Origin of the sequence: Salinivibrio sp. ML323, from assembly GCF_001995745.1 — a bacterium.
GTDB lineage: Bacteria > Pseudomonadota > Gammaproteobacteria > Enterobacterales > Vibrionaceae > Salinivibrio > Salinivibrio kushneri.
Map to the genome: position 1 here is coordinate 1 of NZ_MUES01000008.1, position 15541 is coordinate 15541.

Genomic DNA, 15541 nt, shown 5'->3' on the forward strand with positions numbered 1-15541 from the left:
TAAAGATAGTTATTAAAAATCTTTACGTCAAGATAAATGTGTGGGTGTTTTTATTGAAGAAGACTGAGGGGAGCCAATGGAGATAGCGATCCGGCAGGGATGGCCGCTTGAGCAAGCACAAAACGTCGCTGAGTTGTATGAGCAGGCGTTTGGGATGAAGTTCGCACGGGCAATCCCTAATCAGGCAGCGCGCGTAGCGGTATTGTCTCAGTGTTTTGTCCCAAACTTTTCGTTTGCCGCTATGCAAAACGGCAAGGTGGTGGGGTTGGCTGGGTTTCAAACTCAAACCGGCGCACTGACACAGGGCATGGACGCGAAACAGTTGATCGATAGTTTGGGGGTCATCAAAGGAGCTTGGGCCTGCGCGATATTGGCGCTGTTTGAGCGTAAAGCGGCACCCAATGAATTGGTGATGGATGGCATTGCTGTTGATAGCGCTGTGCGCGGGCAGGGGATTGGCTCCCAATTGTTGGATGCTATTATGGATTGTGCCCAAGCGCATGGCTTTGAAAGCGTTCGATTAGATGTCATTAATAGCAACCCCAGAGCCCGCAAGCTTTATCAAGCCAAGGGCTTTGTCGCTACCAAAGAAGAGCGTTTTCCTCACCTAAAATGGTTAGTCGGCTTTTCAGGCGCCACCACCATGGTCAAGGCGCTGAACTAAAACAACACGAGAGACAAGGATGTTTATTTCTCAATATCAATGAGATAGCCTAGTTCTATTATAGGACTTGGAACAAGCACATGGAATTAGTCGTCCCCGCATTCAATTATCAAGCAGCCTTTACACGCTTTTATGATGATTTTGTTCAGTTTGACCCCGACAATGCCGATTACTATCGGTCGGGGAAAGACGATTTCCCCACTTACGTGACGCGGTTAACGGATGAGTCATTGGGTAAAAACCTTTATAAAGGATATGTGCCGTGTAGTCATTTCTGGCTGCTTGATGCTGAGCAACAAATCATTGGCGCGATTCGGATCCGTCATCACATCAATACGCCATTTCTAACCCAAGAAGCTGGACACATTGGCTACGACATTGCGCCATCATATCGTGGGCGCGGATGTGGCAAGCAAATGTTAGCCTTAGCACTGCCCAAGGCGAGAGAGCTGGGGATCACTCGCGCTCTAATTACCGCGAATGAAGGCAATATGGCATCGCGCAAAGTAATTGAAGCTAATGGCGGCACGTTGGAAAACATCATCAATGGTGAAGTGTTCAATGAACCATTGGCGCGGTACTGGGTGGACATTAATGGATGTTTCCCGCGCGTGGACCAACTGGACAGTGACCGTCTCTTGCTGGTGGCGCCCAATATGACCCATCAGCCTTTCATTTTAGAAGCCGTGTTGGAAAGCCAGCACACCCTTGCGCCTTTTATGGATTGGCTGCCGCACGCGTTGACCGAATCGAGCTCGATTGAAAACACCCAACAAGCGATTGACGACTTCGACATGTTTATTAATGAGCTACGCTACTCGATTTTTGAAAAATCGACGGGGCAACTGGTGGGTGTGATCAGTCTAATGATCCGTAATATCGCGATTCCTTATTTTGAAATAGGCTATTGGCTGCGGAGCTCCAAAGAAGGCCTTGGCTATACGAGTGAAGCGGTGCGAACGCTAGAGCAGTACGCGTTTAATGACCTTAATGCCAAGCGTGTCGAAATCAAAACCGCCTACGAAAACACCCGCAGCCGCGCGGTAGCCGAGCGTTGTGGGTATCATCAAGAAGCGATGCTTACCAACGACCGTATCCTACCTAGCGGCACGATTTCTAGTACTGTGGTATACGCCAAAGTGGCGGCATGTGAAGCCGAGGAGAAATGATGATCCCAGTGAATACCTCTGTGGTTTCTGGCGTGGCGCTCTCTCGTATTGAGGGAGAAATAAAAATGCTGCTGATGAAGCGAGTGAAAGGTGGCTTCTGGTGCCATGTTGCGGGCTCGATTGAAGCGGGTGAGACCGGAGTGGACGCCATCGTCCGTGAGTTTAGCGAAGAGACCCAGATTACGGTGGCTGACTTGTATAACGCGCAGTTTTTGGAGCAGTTTTACGAAGCGTCAGTGAATGTGATCGAGCTTATCCCTGTGTTTGTGGTGATGTGTGATGATAACCAAGCCATCACGCTTAATGATGAACACACCGAGTTTCGCTGGTGCTCACTCGATGAAGCAAAAGCCTTGGCGCCGTATCCAAATCAGCATGCGGTATACGACCATGTGTGGGCTTATTTTGTTGACCGGCCCATCAACCCGTTATATCGCGTCAACTTACCTAACCGTCAGGAATGAATGATGAGCATGGAACGCTTTTTTACTCAAGATGGCATCATATTGCATAATGACACGGTTTCCTAGGTGCCAGCTAAACCTTGATTATAAGCTGGCGCGCTACCGGTGTTGATCTCGCCTTTTTTTCATCGTCACGTAAAGTAGCGCTTTTATTGGCTAGCGAGGCTAGTCGTGTACGTTGTGCGCCCAACCAAAACGTGAGAACGAGTATGCAAGAACAACCGAATAACCCACTTCACGGACTTAGCTTACAAACCATTTTAACGCGACTGGTAGAACACTATAGCTGGTCCGGTCTTTATCAGCGTATTCGTGTGAATTGCTTTCATAATGACCCATCTATTAAATCATCGCTTAAATTTTTGCGCAAAACGCAGTGGGCGCGAGATAAGGTCGAAGCCTTGTATATTGATACCTTTTGCTAAGGATAAAATACACGGATTGGTTATCAAGCGGGTTCATGGTAAATGATTGATTTTAAATAACTGTCGTTAAGGTGTCGGGGCGCTGTCGTGGTAATGTCGCCCCCATTTTGCATAGTGTCGATAGGGAAGAGCACAAAGGAGCAAGGATGAACGTGAAAGCACTCAGAGTTCAAAAAGGGTGGTCGCAAGACCAATTAGCACAATTTAGTGGGCTCAGTGTTCGAACGATTCAACGTATCGAGCGCGGCCACAAACCCGGATTGGAGTCGCTGAAATCGTTGGCTGCTGTGTTTGATATCGACATTACTGATTTGCAAAAGGAGACAGACATGCAGGCAGATACTTCAATGAGTCCAGAGGAAAGAGCGATTACCAAGCGCGTCCGCGCCCTCGGCGGGTTTTATTCTCATTTGACGCGCTATGTGGTCGTGCTAGCGATTTTGTTTATTATCAACTGGCTAACCACTCCAGACTATTACTGGGCTTGGTGGGTCGCATTGGGATGGGGGATTGCCGTGGTCAGCCACGGTGTCAGTGCTCTGGGCATTGTCGATCTCTTTGGTGATAAGTGGGAAAAACGTCAGATAGAGAAGCGACTGAACGCGCGGTCAAAGCGTTAACCTCTGCCCGATAACGCCGAGCGAATGTGCCTCGGCGTTTTTGTTTCTCACCAACTAACAGACATGTTTACTGAGAGGCCGCTTGTCGCTGCTGGAAGCGCGTTGCATGCTCAACTAATCCCTTAAACAGCGCACGCTGACAGCCAAGATAAAGCAAAAATTCCGGATGCCACTGTACGCCCAGTGTATAGGGGCGGTTGGGTGATTCAATGGCTTGTACAATACCATCTAAATCACGTGCGCTTACCGTTAAATCCTCGCCTAACGCGTTAATTGCTTGGTTGTGCAGGCTGTTTATTTTGCGTCTGCCTTGCCCCAACCGTTGCTGGATATGGCCGTTAACATCACGCAATATACACAAGGTTTTCATCGGTAATATTGTCCAGCGATGAGAGGTTTTCTTGCGCTGTTCGCGTAAGCTTTGGTGCAAGGTGCCGCCTAAGCAAATGTTGAGAAGTTGCGCACCACGGCAAATGCCCAAAAGCGGCTTTTGACTGGTTAACGCGCTTTTGATTACTGCGCTCTCTAGTTCATCACGTTCGGGATCGTAGTTGGGTTTCACTTCGGGCTCGGCGGCGTACAGCACAGGCTCGACATCGTGCCCGCCGGTAATCACTACGCCATGATAGGCGTCTGGGTCCAGCGCGGTACCGGGGTGTAGTTGTAACGGCTTGCCACCATAGAGTTTGACGGCCGCGGCAACAAAAAAACGTGGCAGCCTTGCGCCTTTGTTGGGGCCGGTTATTGCGATGACGGGTTTATCCATACATTGTGCACCTTTTCCGCCCAGTTATTCACGATACGTGCCAATGGGTCATTGATATACCCCAAATAGGCCTTGCAACACGCCTTGAGTCGCGCAGGGTCGGCGGCGAGTTTTTCCACTTCCACCCAATCGTTCCATGCTTCGTGAATGCCCCAATCAGTCCGACTGACTTTGCTGTCCGGCAACCGATAATGAAATGTGGGCCGCGCCTGTGTGAGCCCATCATTGATGACTTTATTCACTTTCTCAGCATCAAGGTGAGTGAATAAGGGCAACATGTCTAATGCACGATTTCGTGTGGGATTGTCGGCAAGGTAGTCATCGATCAGGATATTCAGATCCGGCCAGTAATCATCAGCCAGTACGCGCTCGACATACGCTTTCGGGAAAGGGTCGACATAGTTGGTCAAGCGCCGCGAGAGATCAATATCGGCGCGTTTTAAAAGCCAGTCATACAAACATAAAAATGCTTTTAAGTGCGCACAAATCGTCTTAGCGGTTAAATCAGGCAGCTCTGGATTGAGCTGCATGCCAAACGCATAAACCGGGCTGTCTTCGGTCCCTTCGGCGCCTTGCTGGCGTAGATGCAAAATGAGTTGGTCCACCTCTTGTAGGCGGTCAAGAGGGAGAGGCGGGCCGACGATTTCTACGGGAACAAAGGCTTTTGCCGCCCATGCCAATAAGTCTTCAGCCGATTGATCCAGTCGATTGGTGACTGTGTTTTCGCTACGATCGCTTTGCCCTAACCGTTTGAGCTTGGCATAGTCGAGCTCGATGACCCAATCCCCGGCTTTGTCCCCGTTTAAGCGGCGGTCATATCGACCACCACGTTTAACGCTCAGAGAGAAAAAATCAGCCACTAGTTGGGTGATGGTATCCAGCTCTAGGCCACTGAGCTCTATCTCAACGCCTACGCGGCGCGTATTTCCCTCAGCGTTGGTGATCTGAGGCGGTGTTTTAAGTGGTGAATGTGGCGCATCCATGGTTTTTTAGCCTCATTTTTATCGATGATAGGGAATAGGTGGGGATAAACCTGTAACACTTAAAGGCCTAAGAGGATAAATAATCAACACCTGTTCAGGGACGCTGAGGACACGGAACAGGTTGATGCTTAGTCATTCATAACGGCATTTGGGCTTTATCTATTCGATCTTTAGCCCAACTCTCAACTGCTATACGCTTGATTTCATTGAGAGCGTCGCTGGGCAGTGGGCGCTTTATACCGACCTGAATTGTGTCATCATGGTACAAATATAGTCGAGATAAAAACTGCTCAAAGGGTAGAGAAGCTTCCCCGTATTGCTCTCCTCTTCCTTGCGTTGATACCACCACGTTGTGTCCCCAGTCCTGGCCGCTGGTGACCGCAATACCGACCGGCTGGGGATGTATAAYAGGAATATTTCCATTATATAGTGGATGATAACTGCGGTAGAAGCGTTCAATAAAGCTGTCGAAATCTTTGAGCTATCCGGTTTGTACGTCAACCCAGCGTAAAAACGTCGCATGGTAATCAGAGACTAAGCCGACATCGTTCATGGACTGAGAGCGCGCCGGAAAACTCATCAGTGTATGATTGATGTCGTTATTGGTTATGTGTAAAAGCATGGAATTACGCGGATAAATTTCGCAGTGACAATAAATGACTTGGCGTGTTCAGGGAGTGAAAAAATGGCCAAAAATGTGGTGGTATTAGGTGCAGGCATGGTGGGCGTGTCGGTGGCGTGGCATCTTTTAAAGCGCGGGTACGAGGTTACTGTTATTGATAGGGTTGCGCCAGGGCAAGAGACCTCATTTGGCAATGCTGGGATTATTCAGCGCGAGGCGGTGAGACCTTATGCCTTTCCCCGCGATCTTGCCACCTTGTTGCGCGTGTTACCCAATCGTTCGGTCGATATCCGCTACCGTCCCACCAGTGTGATCCGCGCTGCGCATCCACTGTTGCAATACTGGCACTACTCCAGTGAGAGTAAATATAAAAAACTGGTGCCAGAGTACGCGGCGTTAATTATGCAATCTTTAGAGACTCACGAGGAGATGATTACGTCTGCTCAAGCAGGGTCATTGATCCGCAAAGAGGGTTACCTAAAATTATTCCGCACCCAAAAAGCTTTAGACGAAGAGTGTACGCGTGCCGCGTCAGACAGTGTCAACTATGGCGTTGACTATGAGATGCTAAACGCAGCACAGATCGCGGCGATGGAGCCAAGTTTAACGGCTTCGCTGGCGGGCGCGATCCACTGGAAACAACCTTGGACAGTGACCGACCCAGGCGCCTTGGTTCAAGCCTACGCCGACGATGTCATCGCCAAAGGCGGCGAGATAAAGCGCGCCAATTTGCAAGCACTCAAGCAGGAAGACGGACATTGGGTCATCGAAACAGATCACGCGCGTCTTCGCTCGGATCGGGTTGTAATGGCGATGGGACCGTGGTCATCTTACTGGTTGCGTCAGCAAGGCATAGAGGTACCTTTGTTCACCAAACGTGGCTATCACATGCATTATCAAGCTGACGCTAACACCCCGCTCAATCATTGGATTATGGACGCCGAAGTGGGTTATTTGCTCGCACCGATGCGCGCGGGCGTGCGATTAACCACAGGGGCAGAATTGACAGCATTGGATGCGCCAGTGAATGAACGCCAACTTAATGCCGCTGAACAGGTCGCCCGTTCGCTTTATCCACTGGGTGATCGTGTGGATGCGGCGCCCTGGAAAGGTGGGCGTCCTTGCCTGCCCGATATGAAGCCCATGATCGGCCCAGCGCCCGACCAAAAGGGATTGTGGTTGGCATGCGGTCATGGTCATCAAGGTTTTACCTTGGGCCCTGTGACCGGAAAATTGTTGGGACAAATGATAGATGAGGAACACACGGATATTGATATGCATCCGTATCGTGTCGATCGCTTTTAGTGGTCGATCGCTTTTAGTGGTCGGCTGCTGAGTTTGTCATCATTCCCACGCCATGAGGGATCGAAAACGCTGAAGTCGACGTAAACCCGTTTGCTTTACAGGCTAATACTGTAAGACAATGAATAGCTTGGCGAATCCTTTTTTGAGTGACAATGACGATAAATAGGGTTCAGCCATTGATGTGACGTGAACGTTTAGATAGGACCACTGATGCACCAGGCGTTTTTCTCCAAAACTAAGCCCGCCATTGTCGTGCGCGGCCCAGAAGATCAGTCATTTATCGCGCTACTCGAAGCTCGGCTGCGAGATCACGGCTGCGATGTGACTGTGATTGGCCCTGATGATCCAATGCCCGATTGGGATGCTGTGCAATTGATTAGCTGGGTGCCAGAGGGAGAGGCGCAAATGACAACCTTGCGCTGGTTGAGCGAGCAGTGCCCGTTTATTGCTTTAATGGCAAGTCAAGCGGCGGCTGATCGCGTGGCCGCGCTGAATGCCGGGGCGGAAGATGTGCTATCTGTCCCTATTGATATTGATGAGTGTATGCTGCGCACCGCGATTGCGATGCATCGCCGCCATGCCATGGTGGTGATCAAAGAGTCATCAGGCCAGCTGCAAGTTGATAATCTCTGGATGCACCAAGACACACACCAAGTCAGAGTGGATGACCAAGCGGTCAAATTAACACCCATACAATTCGAACTCTTGTGGCTTCTTGCGCAGCATAAAGATACTACGTTGAGTAAGTCACTCCTTTATCGTCAGGTGCTTAAAAAAACGTTTACGCCTGATGATCGCAGCCTCGATATGCATTTAAGCCGTGTTCGGAAAAAACTCGCTGACGCTGGACTGCCGCCTGAGCGCTTGCAAACCGACCACGGCAAAGGCTATTGCTTTATTTAATGGCGTTTAAGCTGAGCGTGACAGCGCAAGTCGCCAGCGTCCAGGGTGGGGGAGGCGTGGTAATAACAGTCCTGCGATCACAATGATAATGCCCACCACCTGAAGCTGGCTCACGGCTTGTCCCATCAAAAACGCGGTGAGTACCGCGAACACAGGCACAAAGTTAAAAAAGAGTGCCGCATTGGCTGAACCTAGATGGCGCACGCCGTTGAGCCAGAGTAAGTAACCAGCGACAGTACCCAGCACACCGATATACAGGAGTTCGGAGACGGCCAGCGGACTTGCAGCCCAAACTTCGCCAAATGGATGCACGTTTGGTGTAAGAGCACACATGATACCAATCACAGTCGCGCCACTAAGCATGCCCAAAAACGTGTAGGGGATCACCGGCATCCAGCGGCCAATGCCTTGGCTGAAGAAGGTGTACGCACTCCATGCAAACATGCCAGTGAAAATCATCTGATCGCCTTGGTTAAAGTTTAATTGGCTGAGCATCTGCCATTGACCATTGGTAATCACCATGAGCACGCCCGATAAGCTCACCACCAAGCTGAAAACTTGGCCTTTACGCGGCAACGCACGAATCGCGATGCAGGCGATGAGTGAGGTCACCAACGGGCTGAGCGCCATGATTAATGACCCATTGGTCGCTTGGGTATACTCGAGCCCAGTGAACAAACAGAGGTTAAGGCCGCCTATCCCCACGGCGCTGACGGTGGTTGCCCATAGCCATTGCTTGGCGCTGAGATGGGGGATCTTGGTTCGGGTTGCTTTGAGATACAGAGCCAGACAAATGGTCGCGATCCCAAATCGCCAAAAGACCAAGGTGAGCGCATTCACTTCATTCAGCGCATCTTTACCAATTGGGAAAGTGCTGCCCCAAAAAAAGGCACATAAAATGAGAAGGGCAACGGCTTTCCACAGTGAAGTAGTAGTTGTCATAGCAAGACCTGACTTGTTGAGTGATGGGCGCTAGTGTATAAGTTTCAAAATATGAATAAACCGACAATATCAGAACGGTAGATTCCAAATATGAAACCTAGCTATTCGTTAGACGATTTGCGCTGTTTTTGTACCGTGGCGCGATTGGGGAGTTTTAAAGCCGCGGCGCAGCAGCTTGCCATGCCGCAATCGACCCTCAGCCGTCGTATTCGCCAGCTTGAGCAGGATCTTGCTCTGCGTTTACTCAATCGCGATGCACATCGTATTTCTCTGACCCAAATTGGCCATCGCTACTTTGCTCGTGCCGCAGGACTGTTCGATGAGTTGCAGGCACTCAATGATGATTTAGTGGGCGAGAAATATCACCCCCAAGGCAAAATTCGTATTAGCGCACCGATCAATGCCGGTAAGCAGTTTTTACGCCGCGTCTTTTTCGACTTTATGCGTGAGTATCCGGAGATTCAACTGGATCTTAACTTTTCCAATAGCTTGATAGATATTGAAGCGGAAGGCATGGATGTGGTGTTTCGAGTCGGGAATCCAGTGGTAGAAAATTGGATTGCGCGGCCGCTCACCGATATTCATTTCATTTTGTGTGCTAGCCCTGACAGTGACTATCACAATGTGCGCTCACCCAATGATCTGAGTGGTCAGCCGGTGGTGATTTGCCATCCGATGACGGTTTGGGAACTTACACACCATCAAACGGGAGAGGCGTTTGATTATCAAGCCACCACCGGCATACGTGCAGAAGTGGATGAAATTCAAATGTTAACCCATGCCGTGCAAGCTGGATTTGGTATCGGCTATATTCCTGATTATTCCGCGTTACCTTTGATAGAGCAGGGCGAATTACAGCGCGTGTTGCCGCAATGGTGCAGTCGAGCGCGCACGCTATTTTTGCTCTATCGAGACCGAGAACAGGTGCCTTTGCGCGTCCGATTGCTGGTGGAATTTGTCCTCGCACGTTTTATGTCCTCTTAGAGCGTAATCGGACATAAAAAGGCTGTTGCCCGATGCAAAAGGGGCCACGTTTCAGTGGCCCCAATGGGTACTATTTTTCGATTAATCGCTATGATGCGTGTGCGCTGGCGATAACTCGGTGGATGCCGGCGTGATGGTTTTGGCTAAGAACAGATACATGGCAGGCACCACGAACAGGGTAAACAAGGTGCCCAATGTCATCCCACTGGCAATCACCAGCCCCATAGCAAAACGAGCGCCTGCACCGGCTCCAGAGGCAATCAAGAGCGGGATCATGGCGAGCACCGTCGCCGCCGTTGTCATCAAGATAGGGCGTAAACGGATGGCGGTCGCTTCTTCAATCGCCTCACGTTTGCTCCGTCCTTCTTGTTGGAGCTGATTGGCGAACTCGACGATCAGTATCCCGTGTTTGGCAATCAGGCCAACGAGGGTAAGCAAGCCGACTTGGGTGTAAATGTTCAAGGTGGTAAAGCCGAGGCTGATAAATATCAGCGCGCCACAGACACTCATTGGCACGGTGACCAAAATAATGATCGCGTTTTTAAACGACTCAAACTGCGCCGCCAAGATCAAGAAAATCACGATTAAAGCAAAGAAGAAGGTCACGACCAGTTGCTGGCCCTCGCTCATAAACTGGCGTGACTGTCCGGCATAATCGACACTGAAGCCTGCTGGCAATTCTGTCGCCGCAATCTCTTCGAGCACACCCAGGGCTTCCCCCAAAGGCACGCCAGGGCGGGGCACACCGGAAATTTTCACCGCATTCAGCTGCTGAAAACCGCGTAACGCTTGAGGTTGCACACTTTCTTCTAAGGTCACTAACGTTGATAGCTGAACCAATTCACCGTCTTGGTTGCGGGTATAAAACTGGCGCAGTTGTTCTGGCGTGAGACGTTCACTCCGCGCCACTTGCGGGATCACGCGATATGAGCGATTTTCCAGTGAAAAGCGTCCCGCATCTGCCCCAGATAACAGTGAGCCCATATCCGCGGCAAGCTGTTGCATGCTCACGCCCATCAAAGCCGCTTTTTCACGGTCGATGTTGACCGTTTGTTTGGGGCGGTCAATGCTCAGATCGGTATCGACGAAGATAAACCGCCCCGTTTGCATTGCTTTGCCCACGATATTGTTCGCCACCTCATTAATGGCTTCAAAGGGTTGTGTTGAACCGATAATAAATTCAACCGGCGTGCCGCCGCCCGGAGACGGCAGTGAAGGGGGCACCAAGGCAAAGCTGCTTAAGCTCGGTTGGCTGTCCATAAAGGGTTGAATCTCGTTTTCCAAGATCGCTTGAGTACTACGCTCTCGCTCATCCCATGGCGCAAGTACAATGCCCGCGATTGCGTTATTGGTGCCGCCAGAGCCATTGATAATAAAGACGTTGTCGATTTCTGGTACATCGTCAATCAGTCGGTTTAATTCGTCAGTACTGGCAGACAACGCATCCAGCGTGGTTTGGCTGTCGGCTTCGAGGATGGAGAACACAAACCCTTGGTCTTCAGCGGGCTCAAGCTCAGAGGGACTGGTGATAAACAAGAAATAGCAAGACACTAAAACAATCGCGCCAAACGTGAGGATCACCGCATTGGTATTCAACAAGCTATGAAGTGTGCGTTGGTAGCGATGATGCAATCGGTCAAACTGCTTATCCAGCCAGTGCTCAAGTGAGCGCTCTTGGGTCGCTTTGTCCGCCTGATAGGGCTTGAGCACATAGGCGCACATCATGGGCGATAGCGTAAGCGCCACCACGCCGGATAAGATCACCGATGCGGCGAGGGTAAAGGCAAATTCAACAAACAGTACCCCGGTTAAGCCTCCAACAAAGCCGATGGGCAGGAATACCGCGACCAAGGTGGTCGACATGGTGATAATCGGCCACGCCAGTTCGCGCGCGCCCTCAAGCGCAGCTTGTGTTCGGCTTTTGCCTTCTTCGATATGGCGGTGCACGTTTTCAAGCATGATAATCGCATCATCGACCACCACACCGATTGCAAGCACCATGGCAAGCAGTGTCAGTAGGTTGATGGAAAACCCTAGCAGCCACATTAAAAAGAAGGTGCCGATGAGCGATACGGGGATCGCGACCGCAGGAATAATCACTGAGCGTAACGACCCCAAAAAGCCATAGATGACAAACACCACGATGGCTAAGGCGAGAATAATCGATATCACCACTTCATCAATGGCGTTATCAATATACTCGGTTGAATCATAGGCGATATACGCCGATAACCCTTGAGGCAATTGGGTGGTAATGTCGGCATCCCACACCTGATTTACCGCCTCAATCACATCCAGCGCGTTGGCATCTGGCGAGACTTCGATGCCGATAAAGGTGGCATCAAGCCCGTTAAAGTTCACCGACGTTTGGTAACTTTCGGCGCCGAGCTCAACGGTCGCCACATCACTCAATCGCACAACAGATTGGTCATCACTGCTGATCACCAAATCTTCAAACTGTTGAACGTCATGAATGTCGGTGGCGGCGTTTAAATCAATCGCTACGTCTTGCCCTTTGGTTCGCCCCAACGTAGCCAGCACATTATTGCTGCGCAGGGCGGCAATCACATCCGTGCCTGTGAGATCGTAAGCGGCCATTTTGACCGAGTCGAGCCAGATCCGCATCGCAAAGCTACTGGCACCTAACACATCAGCACGCTGCACACCGGGAATCGTCGACAGCTGTGGCTCGACCACCCGGACCAAGTAATCGGTAATTTGATTGTCAGTGAGGACGTCAGAGTAGAACGCGAGGTACATAGCCGCGACTGTTTCCCCCACCTGCAGGGTAACGACGGGCTCACGGGCATCATCAGGCAGCTCAGAGCGCACCTTATTCACCTGTGCGGCAATCTGCGTGAGTGCTTCATTCGGGTCGTAATCAAGGCGTAAATAGGCCTCGATGGTGCTCACACCGGCAGTTGAAGTCGAGACTAAGTAATCAATCCCTTCTGAGGCAGCGATTTCACGCTCCAGCGGCGTGGTGATAAAGCCTTGAATCAGGTCGGCATCTGCACCGATATAAGTGGTAGAGACACTGACCACTGCATTTTTGATCTCGGGGAATTGACGCACATTCATGTCGGTGATGGCGCGTAAGCCGAGCAAGATAATGAATAGGCTCACTACGGAGGCCAAGACGGGTTTCTTGATAAAGACGTCGGTAAATCGCATCGAATCGCTCCTATTGATTCACAACGTTGGGATCAAGATCTTCGCTCGGCTGAACACGCTCATTGTCACTGATCTTGATGTTGCTGCCGTTACGGAGCTTGAGGAGGCCGGAGGTAACGATACGGTCACCGGGTTGAAGGCCGTCTTTAATCACAATCATGTCACCGCGGCGCGCGCCCGTTTGCACAAAGCGCTGTTGTACCGTCAATGCATCGTCTTGCTCTTGGATCACGAAGACTGCGTTGCCATACGGATTAAATTGAATCGCGCTTTGTGGTGCCAGCAAGACATTTTGCGTTTCTTCACCTTGATCAAGGCTCACGCGTGCGAACATACCTGACCGTAAAACGGCATCTGGGTTGTCAAAGGTGGCTTGAATATCAACACTGCGACTCGACGGCGTCACAACCGGCGAAATCGCAGTCACTGTGCCGGTAAAGACCTCGTCGGGCCGCGCGCTAATCGTGGCAGAAACGGTTTGGCCATTTTTCAGCGTGCTGAGCTGCTGCTCGGGCAGGGTAAAGTTTAGGTGAATCGGGGTCACTGACGTGAGTGTCGCAACCGCTGTCCCCGGGGACATTAATTGGCCAAGACTGACGTCTCTGATCCCAATGATGCCGTCGAAAGGCGCGGTTAATGACTTTTGCTCAATGCGCGCTTTTTGGCTGTCGACAGCGGCAATCGCTTGTTTGGCTTCGCTTTCTTTGCGCTTTAGCTCGGATTCAGAAATGTTTTTGTCTTTAAACAGCCGTTGATAGCGTCTTAACTCAAGTTGGGCTAGCTCTGCCACGGACTCGAGCCGACGTAATTCTGCTTCATCAACGCTGGCATCTAGCGTGAGGAGCAGTTGTCCTTTTTTCACCGACGTCGCGTTATCGAACAAGATATTGTTGACGATGCCGCTTGCCTCGGTAGTGAGCTGGGTGTCATTAATGGCCGCAAAACTACCAATGGTGGTTTGTTGTTCTCGCCAAGGATGGGTTGAGACTGTGGTGGCCGTCACGGTGACCGTAGGGGCAGGCATGTTGTCAAAGAATTGGTTCATAAAATGATTGCCTACTGCTTTGTAGGCAAAAATTCCCCCAAAAACGAGCCCACATGCGACTAACATAATAATCAAACGTTTTATCATAAAAATCCCTGAACAGAGTTGCTATCACCACCCTTGGCTAACAAGTACAGACGAAGGCGCAAAAGGTCGATTAAACCAATAACAAATATCAAACTGACCAATACAAACCTTATCACTGTTTGGTTCATTAATTGCGAGTAAATTGATGATCTTGTGGTATGACGCAGCTTAACGTTATCTGTCAGATAAAATAAGGAGAGAGTGGATGCTATTAAATGCAAACAGTACGGTGGACGAAGCCGCGCTACGTGCCATGGCGCATATGCCAACGCGCAGTTTGCCGGTGCTGGTGGATAACAGCTTCAGCCAAAAACTGACCGATGCCGATTTGATGCGCATTGCGGTGTTGTTAGCCCAAAAAAGCGCGGATGAAGGAGGATGCCCCATCGGCGCGGTGATTATTGACAATGAAACACGTCAAATTGTGGGCAAAGGACATAACACCTTGGTGCAAGACAATCACCCCTACAACCATGGTGAAACGGCTGCGATACGTGATGCCGGGCGAATCGACTTCAGCCAAACAACCTTGTTTACCAGTTTAAGCCCATGCGATGTGTGCGCGACATTGATTACCATGCGCGGTTTCTCTCGAGTGGTGGTAGGGGATGTCACCAGTGCGAGCGGTAACGAGACGATGCTGCAAGAAAAAGGGGTGACGGTTGATGTGCTGGAAGATCCCCAGGGCATTGCGTTGTATCAGCAATTTCGATCCGAGTACCCCGAACAAGAGCTAGAAGATTGGCAAGGTGTAAGTGCCGTCAAGGCACGTTTAGCCAAGCGTGAATGAGAGGAAAACGACATGGATGTTGCGATTTGTCCGACAACGGATGCGAAGTACAGTCAAAAGCTGACCCAAGAGAATATGGCCCTTTACTACGAGGCGAGGAATATCGCTTGGGATCCCCAGCGGTTTATGGAAAGTTGGCGAATATTTGATAACTATGAAATTCGCCATGAGCGAAAGCGTTGTGGCGTGATTCGCTTGAAGGCAGACGGTGCAACGCTTTTTATCCGTGATTTGCAGATTGAGCCGAGTAAGCAGCGGCAAGGGATCGGCCGCGAGGCCATCACTTGGGCGATGGCTTATGCGCAAACGTCTGGCTATGCGCAGTTAGCGTTGCGTGTCTTTGCAGAAAACCCAGCCGTTTCATTGTACCAAGCGCTGGGTTTTGTGGAGACAGGGCGCAGCCGAGATGCGGTTCTCACGCTTTCGTTGTCTTTAAGCGCAACGTCCGAATGAACAACAAGGCGCTTGAGTATGTCGATAGATTGGGTCACGTTGATAAACAATTATCTAATGTCCGCTAAGTAACGAAACGGTGGCCTATCAATAACCCGATGAAACCTTTAACATTTTTAACACAACCCATACAACCTTGACGAAA

General features: G+C 50.5%; 14 protein-coding genes and 2 pseudogenes. 11 read left to right on the plus strand and 5 right to left on the minus strand.

The annotated features are described in order from the left end of the window. Nucleotides 1-76: 76 nt before the first annotated feature. The 6 genes and pseudogenes from BZG13_RS07510 (at nucleotide 77) to BZG13_RS07535 (ending at nucleotide 3342) form a co-directional block, all read left to right on the plus strand. Nucleotides 77-664 carry a GNAT family N-acetyltransferase gene (locus BZG13_RS07510; protein WP_077486170.1) on the plus strand — a complete coding sequence of 196 codons (588 nt, stop codon included), beginning with the start codon at nucleotides 77-79 and terminating at the stop codon, nucleotides 662-664. Nucleotides 665-744: 80 nt separating this feature from the next. Next, nucleotides 745-1254: pseudogene (locus tag BZG13_RS07515) on the plus strand (GNAT family N-acetyltransferase); the annotation flags it as partial. 54 nt (nucleotides 1255-1308) lie between these two features. Then, nucleotides 1309-1833: pseudogene (locus tag BZG13_RS07520) on the plus strand (GNAT family N-acetyltransferase); the annotation flags it as partial. Next, nucleotides 1833-2297, plus strand: coding sequence for an NUDIX hydrolase (locus BZG13_RS07525; RefSeq protein ID WP_077486171.1), 465 nt, complete (start codon nucleotides 1833-1835; stop codon nucleotides 2295-2297). The pseudogene BZG13_RS07520 and the gene BZG13_RS07525, both read left to right, overlap by 1 nt. A gap of 209 nt (nucleotides 2298-2506) precedes the next feature. Further along, nucleotides 2507-2722 (plus strand): VF530 family DNA-binding protein, encoded by a 216-nt coding sequence (locus tag BZG13_RS07530; RefSeq protein ID WP_021023695.1) that lies wholly within the window; start codon nucleotides 2507-2509, stop codon nucleotides 2720-2722. A 146-nt stretch (nucleotides 2723-2868) separates the two neighbouring features. Further along, on the plus strand, nucleotides 2869-3342 hold the full coding sequence (locus BZG13_RS07535; RefSeq protein ID WP_077486172.1) for a 2TM domain-containing protein: 474 nt from the start codon (nucleotides 2869-2871) through the stop codon (nucleotides 3340-3342). Between the two features lie 67 nt (nucleotides 3343-3409). On the opposite strand, the gene BZG13_RS07540 is transcribed toward BZG13_RS07535, so the two are convergent. Both BZG13_RS07540 and BZG13_RS07545 read right to left on the minus strand, forming a co-directional pair. Then, nucleotides 3410-4108, minus strand: a complete 699-nt coding sequence (locus BZG13_RS07540) for a gamma-glutamyl-gamma-aminobutyrate hydrolase family protein (protein ID WP_077486173.1) — start codon at nucleotides 4106-4108, stop codon at nucleotides 3410-3412. Continuing rightward, nucleotides 4084-5091, minus strand: a complete 1008-nt coding sequence (locus tag BZG13_RS07545; RefSeq protein WP_077486174.1) for an amidoligase family protein — start codon at nucleotides 5089-5091, stop codon at nucleotides 4084-4086. Before BZG13_RS07545 ends, BZG13_RS07540 begins: the two co-directional genes overlap by 25 nt. 685 nt (nucleotides 5092-5776) lie before the next feature. Here BZG13_RS07545 and BZG13_RS07550 point away from each other — a divergent pair. Further along, nucleotides 5777-7018 (plus strand): NAD(P)/FAD-dependent oxidoreductase, encoded by a 1242-nt coding sequence (locus BZG13_RS07550; protein ID WP_077486175.1) that lies wholly within the window; start codon nucleotides 5777-5779, stop codon nucleotides 7016-7018. Nucleotides 7019-7228: 210 nt separating this feature from the next. After that, the gene (locus BZG13_RS07555; RefSeq protein WP_077486176.1) at nucleotides 7229-7921 is read left to right on the plus strand and encodes a winged helix-turn-helix transcriptional regulator; all 693 of its coding nucleotides are present in this window, start codon (nucleotides 7229-7231) and stop codon (nucleotides 7919-7921) included. Nucleotides 7922-7927: 6 nt separating this feature from the next. Here BZG13_RS07555 and BZG13_RS07560 read toward each other — a convergent pair whose 3' ends face one another. After that, the gene (locus tag BZG13_RS07560) at nucleotides 7928-8863 is read right to left on the minus strand and encodes a DMT family transporter (RefSeq protein WP_077486177.1); all 936 of its coding nucleotides are present in this window, start codon (nucleotides 8861-8863) and stop codon (nucleotides 7928-7930) included. Nucleotides 8864-8953: 90 nt separating this feature from the next. Here BZG13_RS07560 and BZG13_RS07565 point away from each other — a divergent pair, with 90 nt between their 5' ends. Further along, nucleotides 8954-9847 carry a LysR family transcriptional regulator gene (locus BZG13_RS07565; RefSeq protein WP_077486178.1) on the plus strand — a complete coding sequence of 298 codons (894 nt, stop codon included), beginning with the start codon at nucleotides 8954-8956 and terminating at the stop codon, nucleotides 9845-9847. An 81-nt stretch (nucleotides 9848-9928) separates the two neighbouring features. On the opposite strand, the gene BZG13_RS07570 is transcribed toward BZG13_RS07565, so the two are convergent. Further along, on the minus strand, nucleotides 9929-13021 hold the full coding sequence (locus tag BZG13_RS07570) for an efflux RND transporter permease subunit (protein WP_077486179.1): 3093 nt from the start codon (nucleotides 13019-13021) through the stop codon (nucleotides 9929-9931). Nucleotides 13022-13031: 10 nt separating this feature from the next. Continuing rightward, a complete protein-coding gene (locus tag BZG13_RS07575) occupies nucleotides 13032-14066 on the minus strand; it encodes an efflux RND transporter periplasmic adaptor subunit (protein ID WP_241824629.1) in 1035 nt (344 codons plus the stop codon). Nucleotides 14067-14358: 292 nt separating this feature from the next. On the opposite strand from BZG13_RS07575, the gene BZG13_RS07580 reads away from it, so the two are divergent. After that, complete coding sequence (locus BZG13_RS07580) at nucleotides 14359-14943, plus strand: nucleoside deaminase (protein ID WP_069361311.1); 585 nt, start codon at nucleotides 14359-14361, stop codon at nucleotides 14941-14943. Between the two features lie 12 nt (nucleotides 14944-14955). Continuing rightward, nucleotides 14956-15396: a GNAT family N-acetyltransferase gene (locus tag BZG13_RS07585; protein ID WP_077486181.1), complete on the plus strand. Its 441-nt coding sequence runs from the start codon at nucleotides 14956-14958 to the stop codon at nucleotides 15394-15396. The last annotated feature ends 145 nt before the right edge of the window (nucleotides 15397-15541 follow it).

Coding starts and splice junctions, on each gene's coding strand:
- BZG13_RS07535 (WP_077486172.1), top strand. CDS start 2,869: ATGAACGTGAAAGCACTCAGAGTTCAAAAAGGGTGGTCGCAAGACCAA.
- BZG13_RS07525 (WP_077486171.1), top strand. CDS start 1,833: ATGATCCCAGTGAATACCTCTGTGGTTTCTGGCGTGGCGCTCTCTCGT.
- BZG13_RS07540 (WP_077486173.1), bottom strand. CDS start 4,108: ATGGATAAACCCGTCATCGCAATAACCGGCCCCAACAAAGGCGCAAGG.
- BZG13_RS07530 (WP_021023695.1), top strand. CDS start 2,507: ATGCAAGAACAACCGAATAACCCACTTCACGGACTTAGCTTACAAACC.
- BZG13_RS07550 (WP_077486175.1), top strand. CDS start 5,777: ATGGCCAAAAATGTGGTGGTATTAGGTGCAGGCATGGTGGGCGTGTCG.
- BZG13_RS07565 (WP_077486178.1), top strand. CDS start 8,954: ATGAAACCTAGCTATTCGTTAGACGATTTGCGCTGTTTTTGTACCGTG.
- BZG13_RS07585 (WP_077486181.1), top strand. CDS start 14,956: ATGGATGTTGCGATTTGTCCGACAACGGATGCGAAGTACAGTCAAAAG.
- BZG13_RS07545 (WP_077486174.1), bottom strand. CDS start 5,091: ATGGATGCGCCACATTCACCACTTAAAACACCGCCTCAGATCACCAAC.
- BZG13_RS07560 (WP_077486177.1), bottom strand. CDS start 8,863: ATGACAACTACTACTTCACTGTGGAAAGCCGTTGCCCTTCTCATTTTA.
- BZG13_RS07570 (WP_077486179.1), bottom strand. CDS start 13,021: ATGCGATTTACCGACGTCTTTATCAAGAAACCCGTCTTGGCCTCCGTA.
- BZG13_RS07580 (WP_069361311.1), top strand. CDS start 14,359: ATGCTATTAAATGCAAACAGTACGGTGGACGAAGCCGCGCTACGTGCC.
- BZG13_RS07510 (WP_077486170.1), top strand. CDS start 77: ATGGAGATAGCGATCCGGCAGGGATGGCCGCTTGAGCAAGCACAAAAC.
- BZG13_RS07575 (WP_241824629.1), bottom strand. CDS start 14,066: ATGAACCAATTCTTTGACAACATGCCTGCCCCTACGGTCACCGTGACG.
- BZG13_RS07555 (WP_077486176.1), top strand. CDS start 7,229: ATGCACCAGGCGTTTTTCTCCAAAACTAAGCCCGCCATTGTCGTGCGC.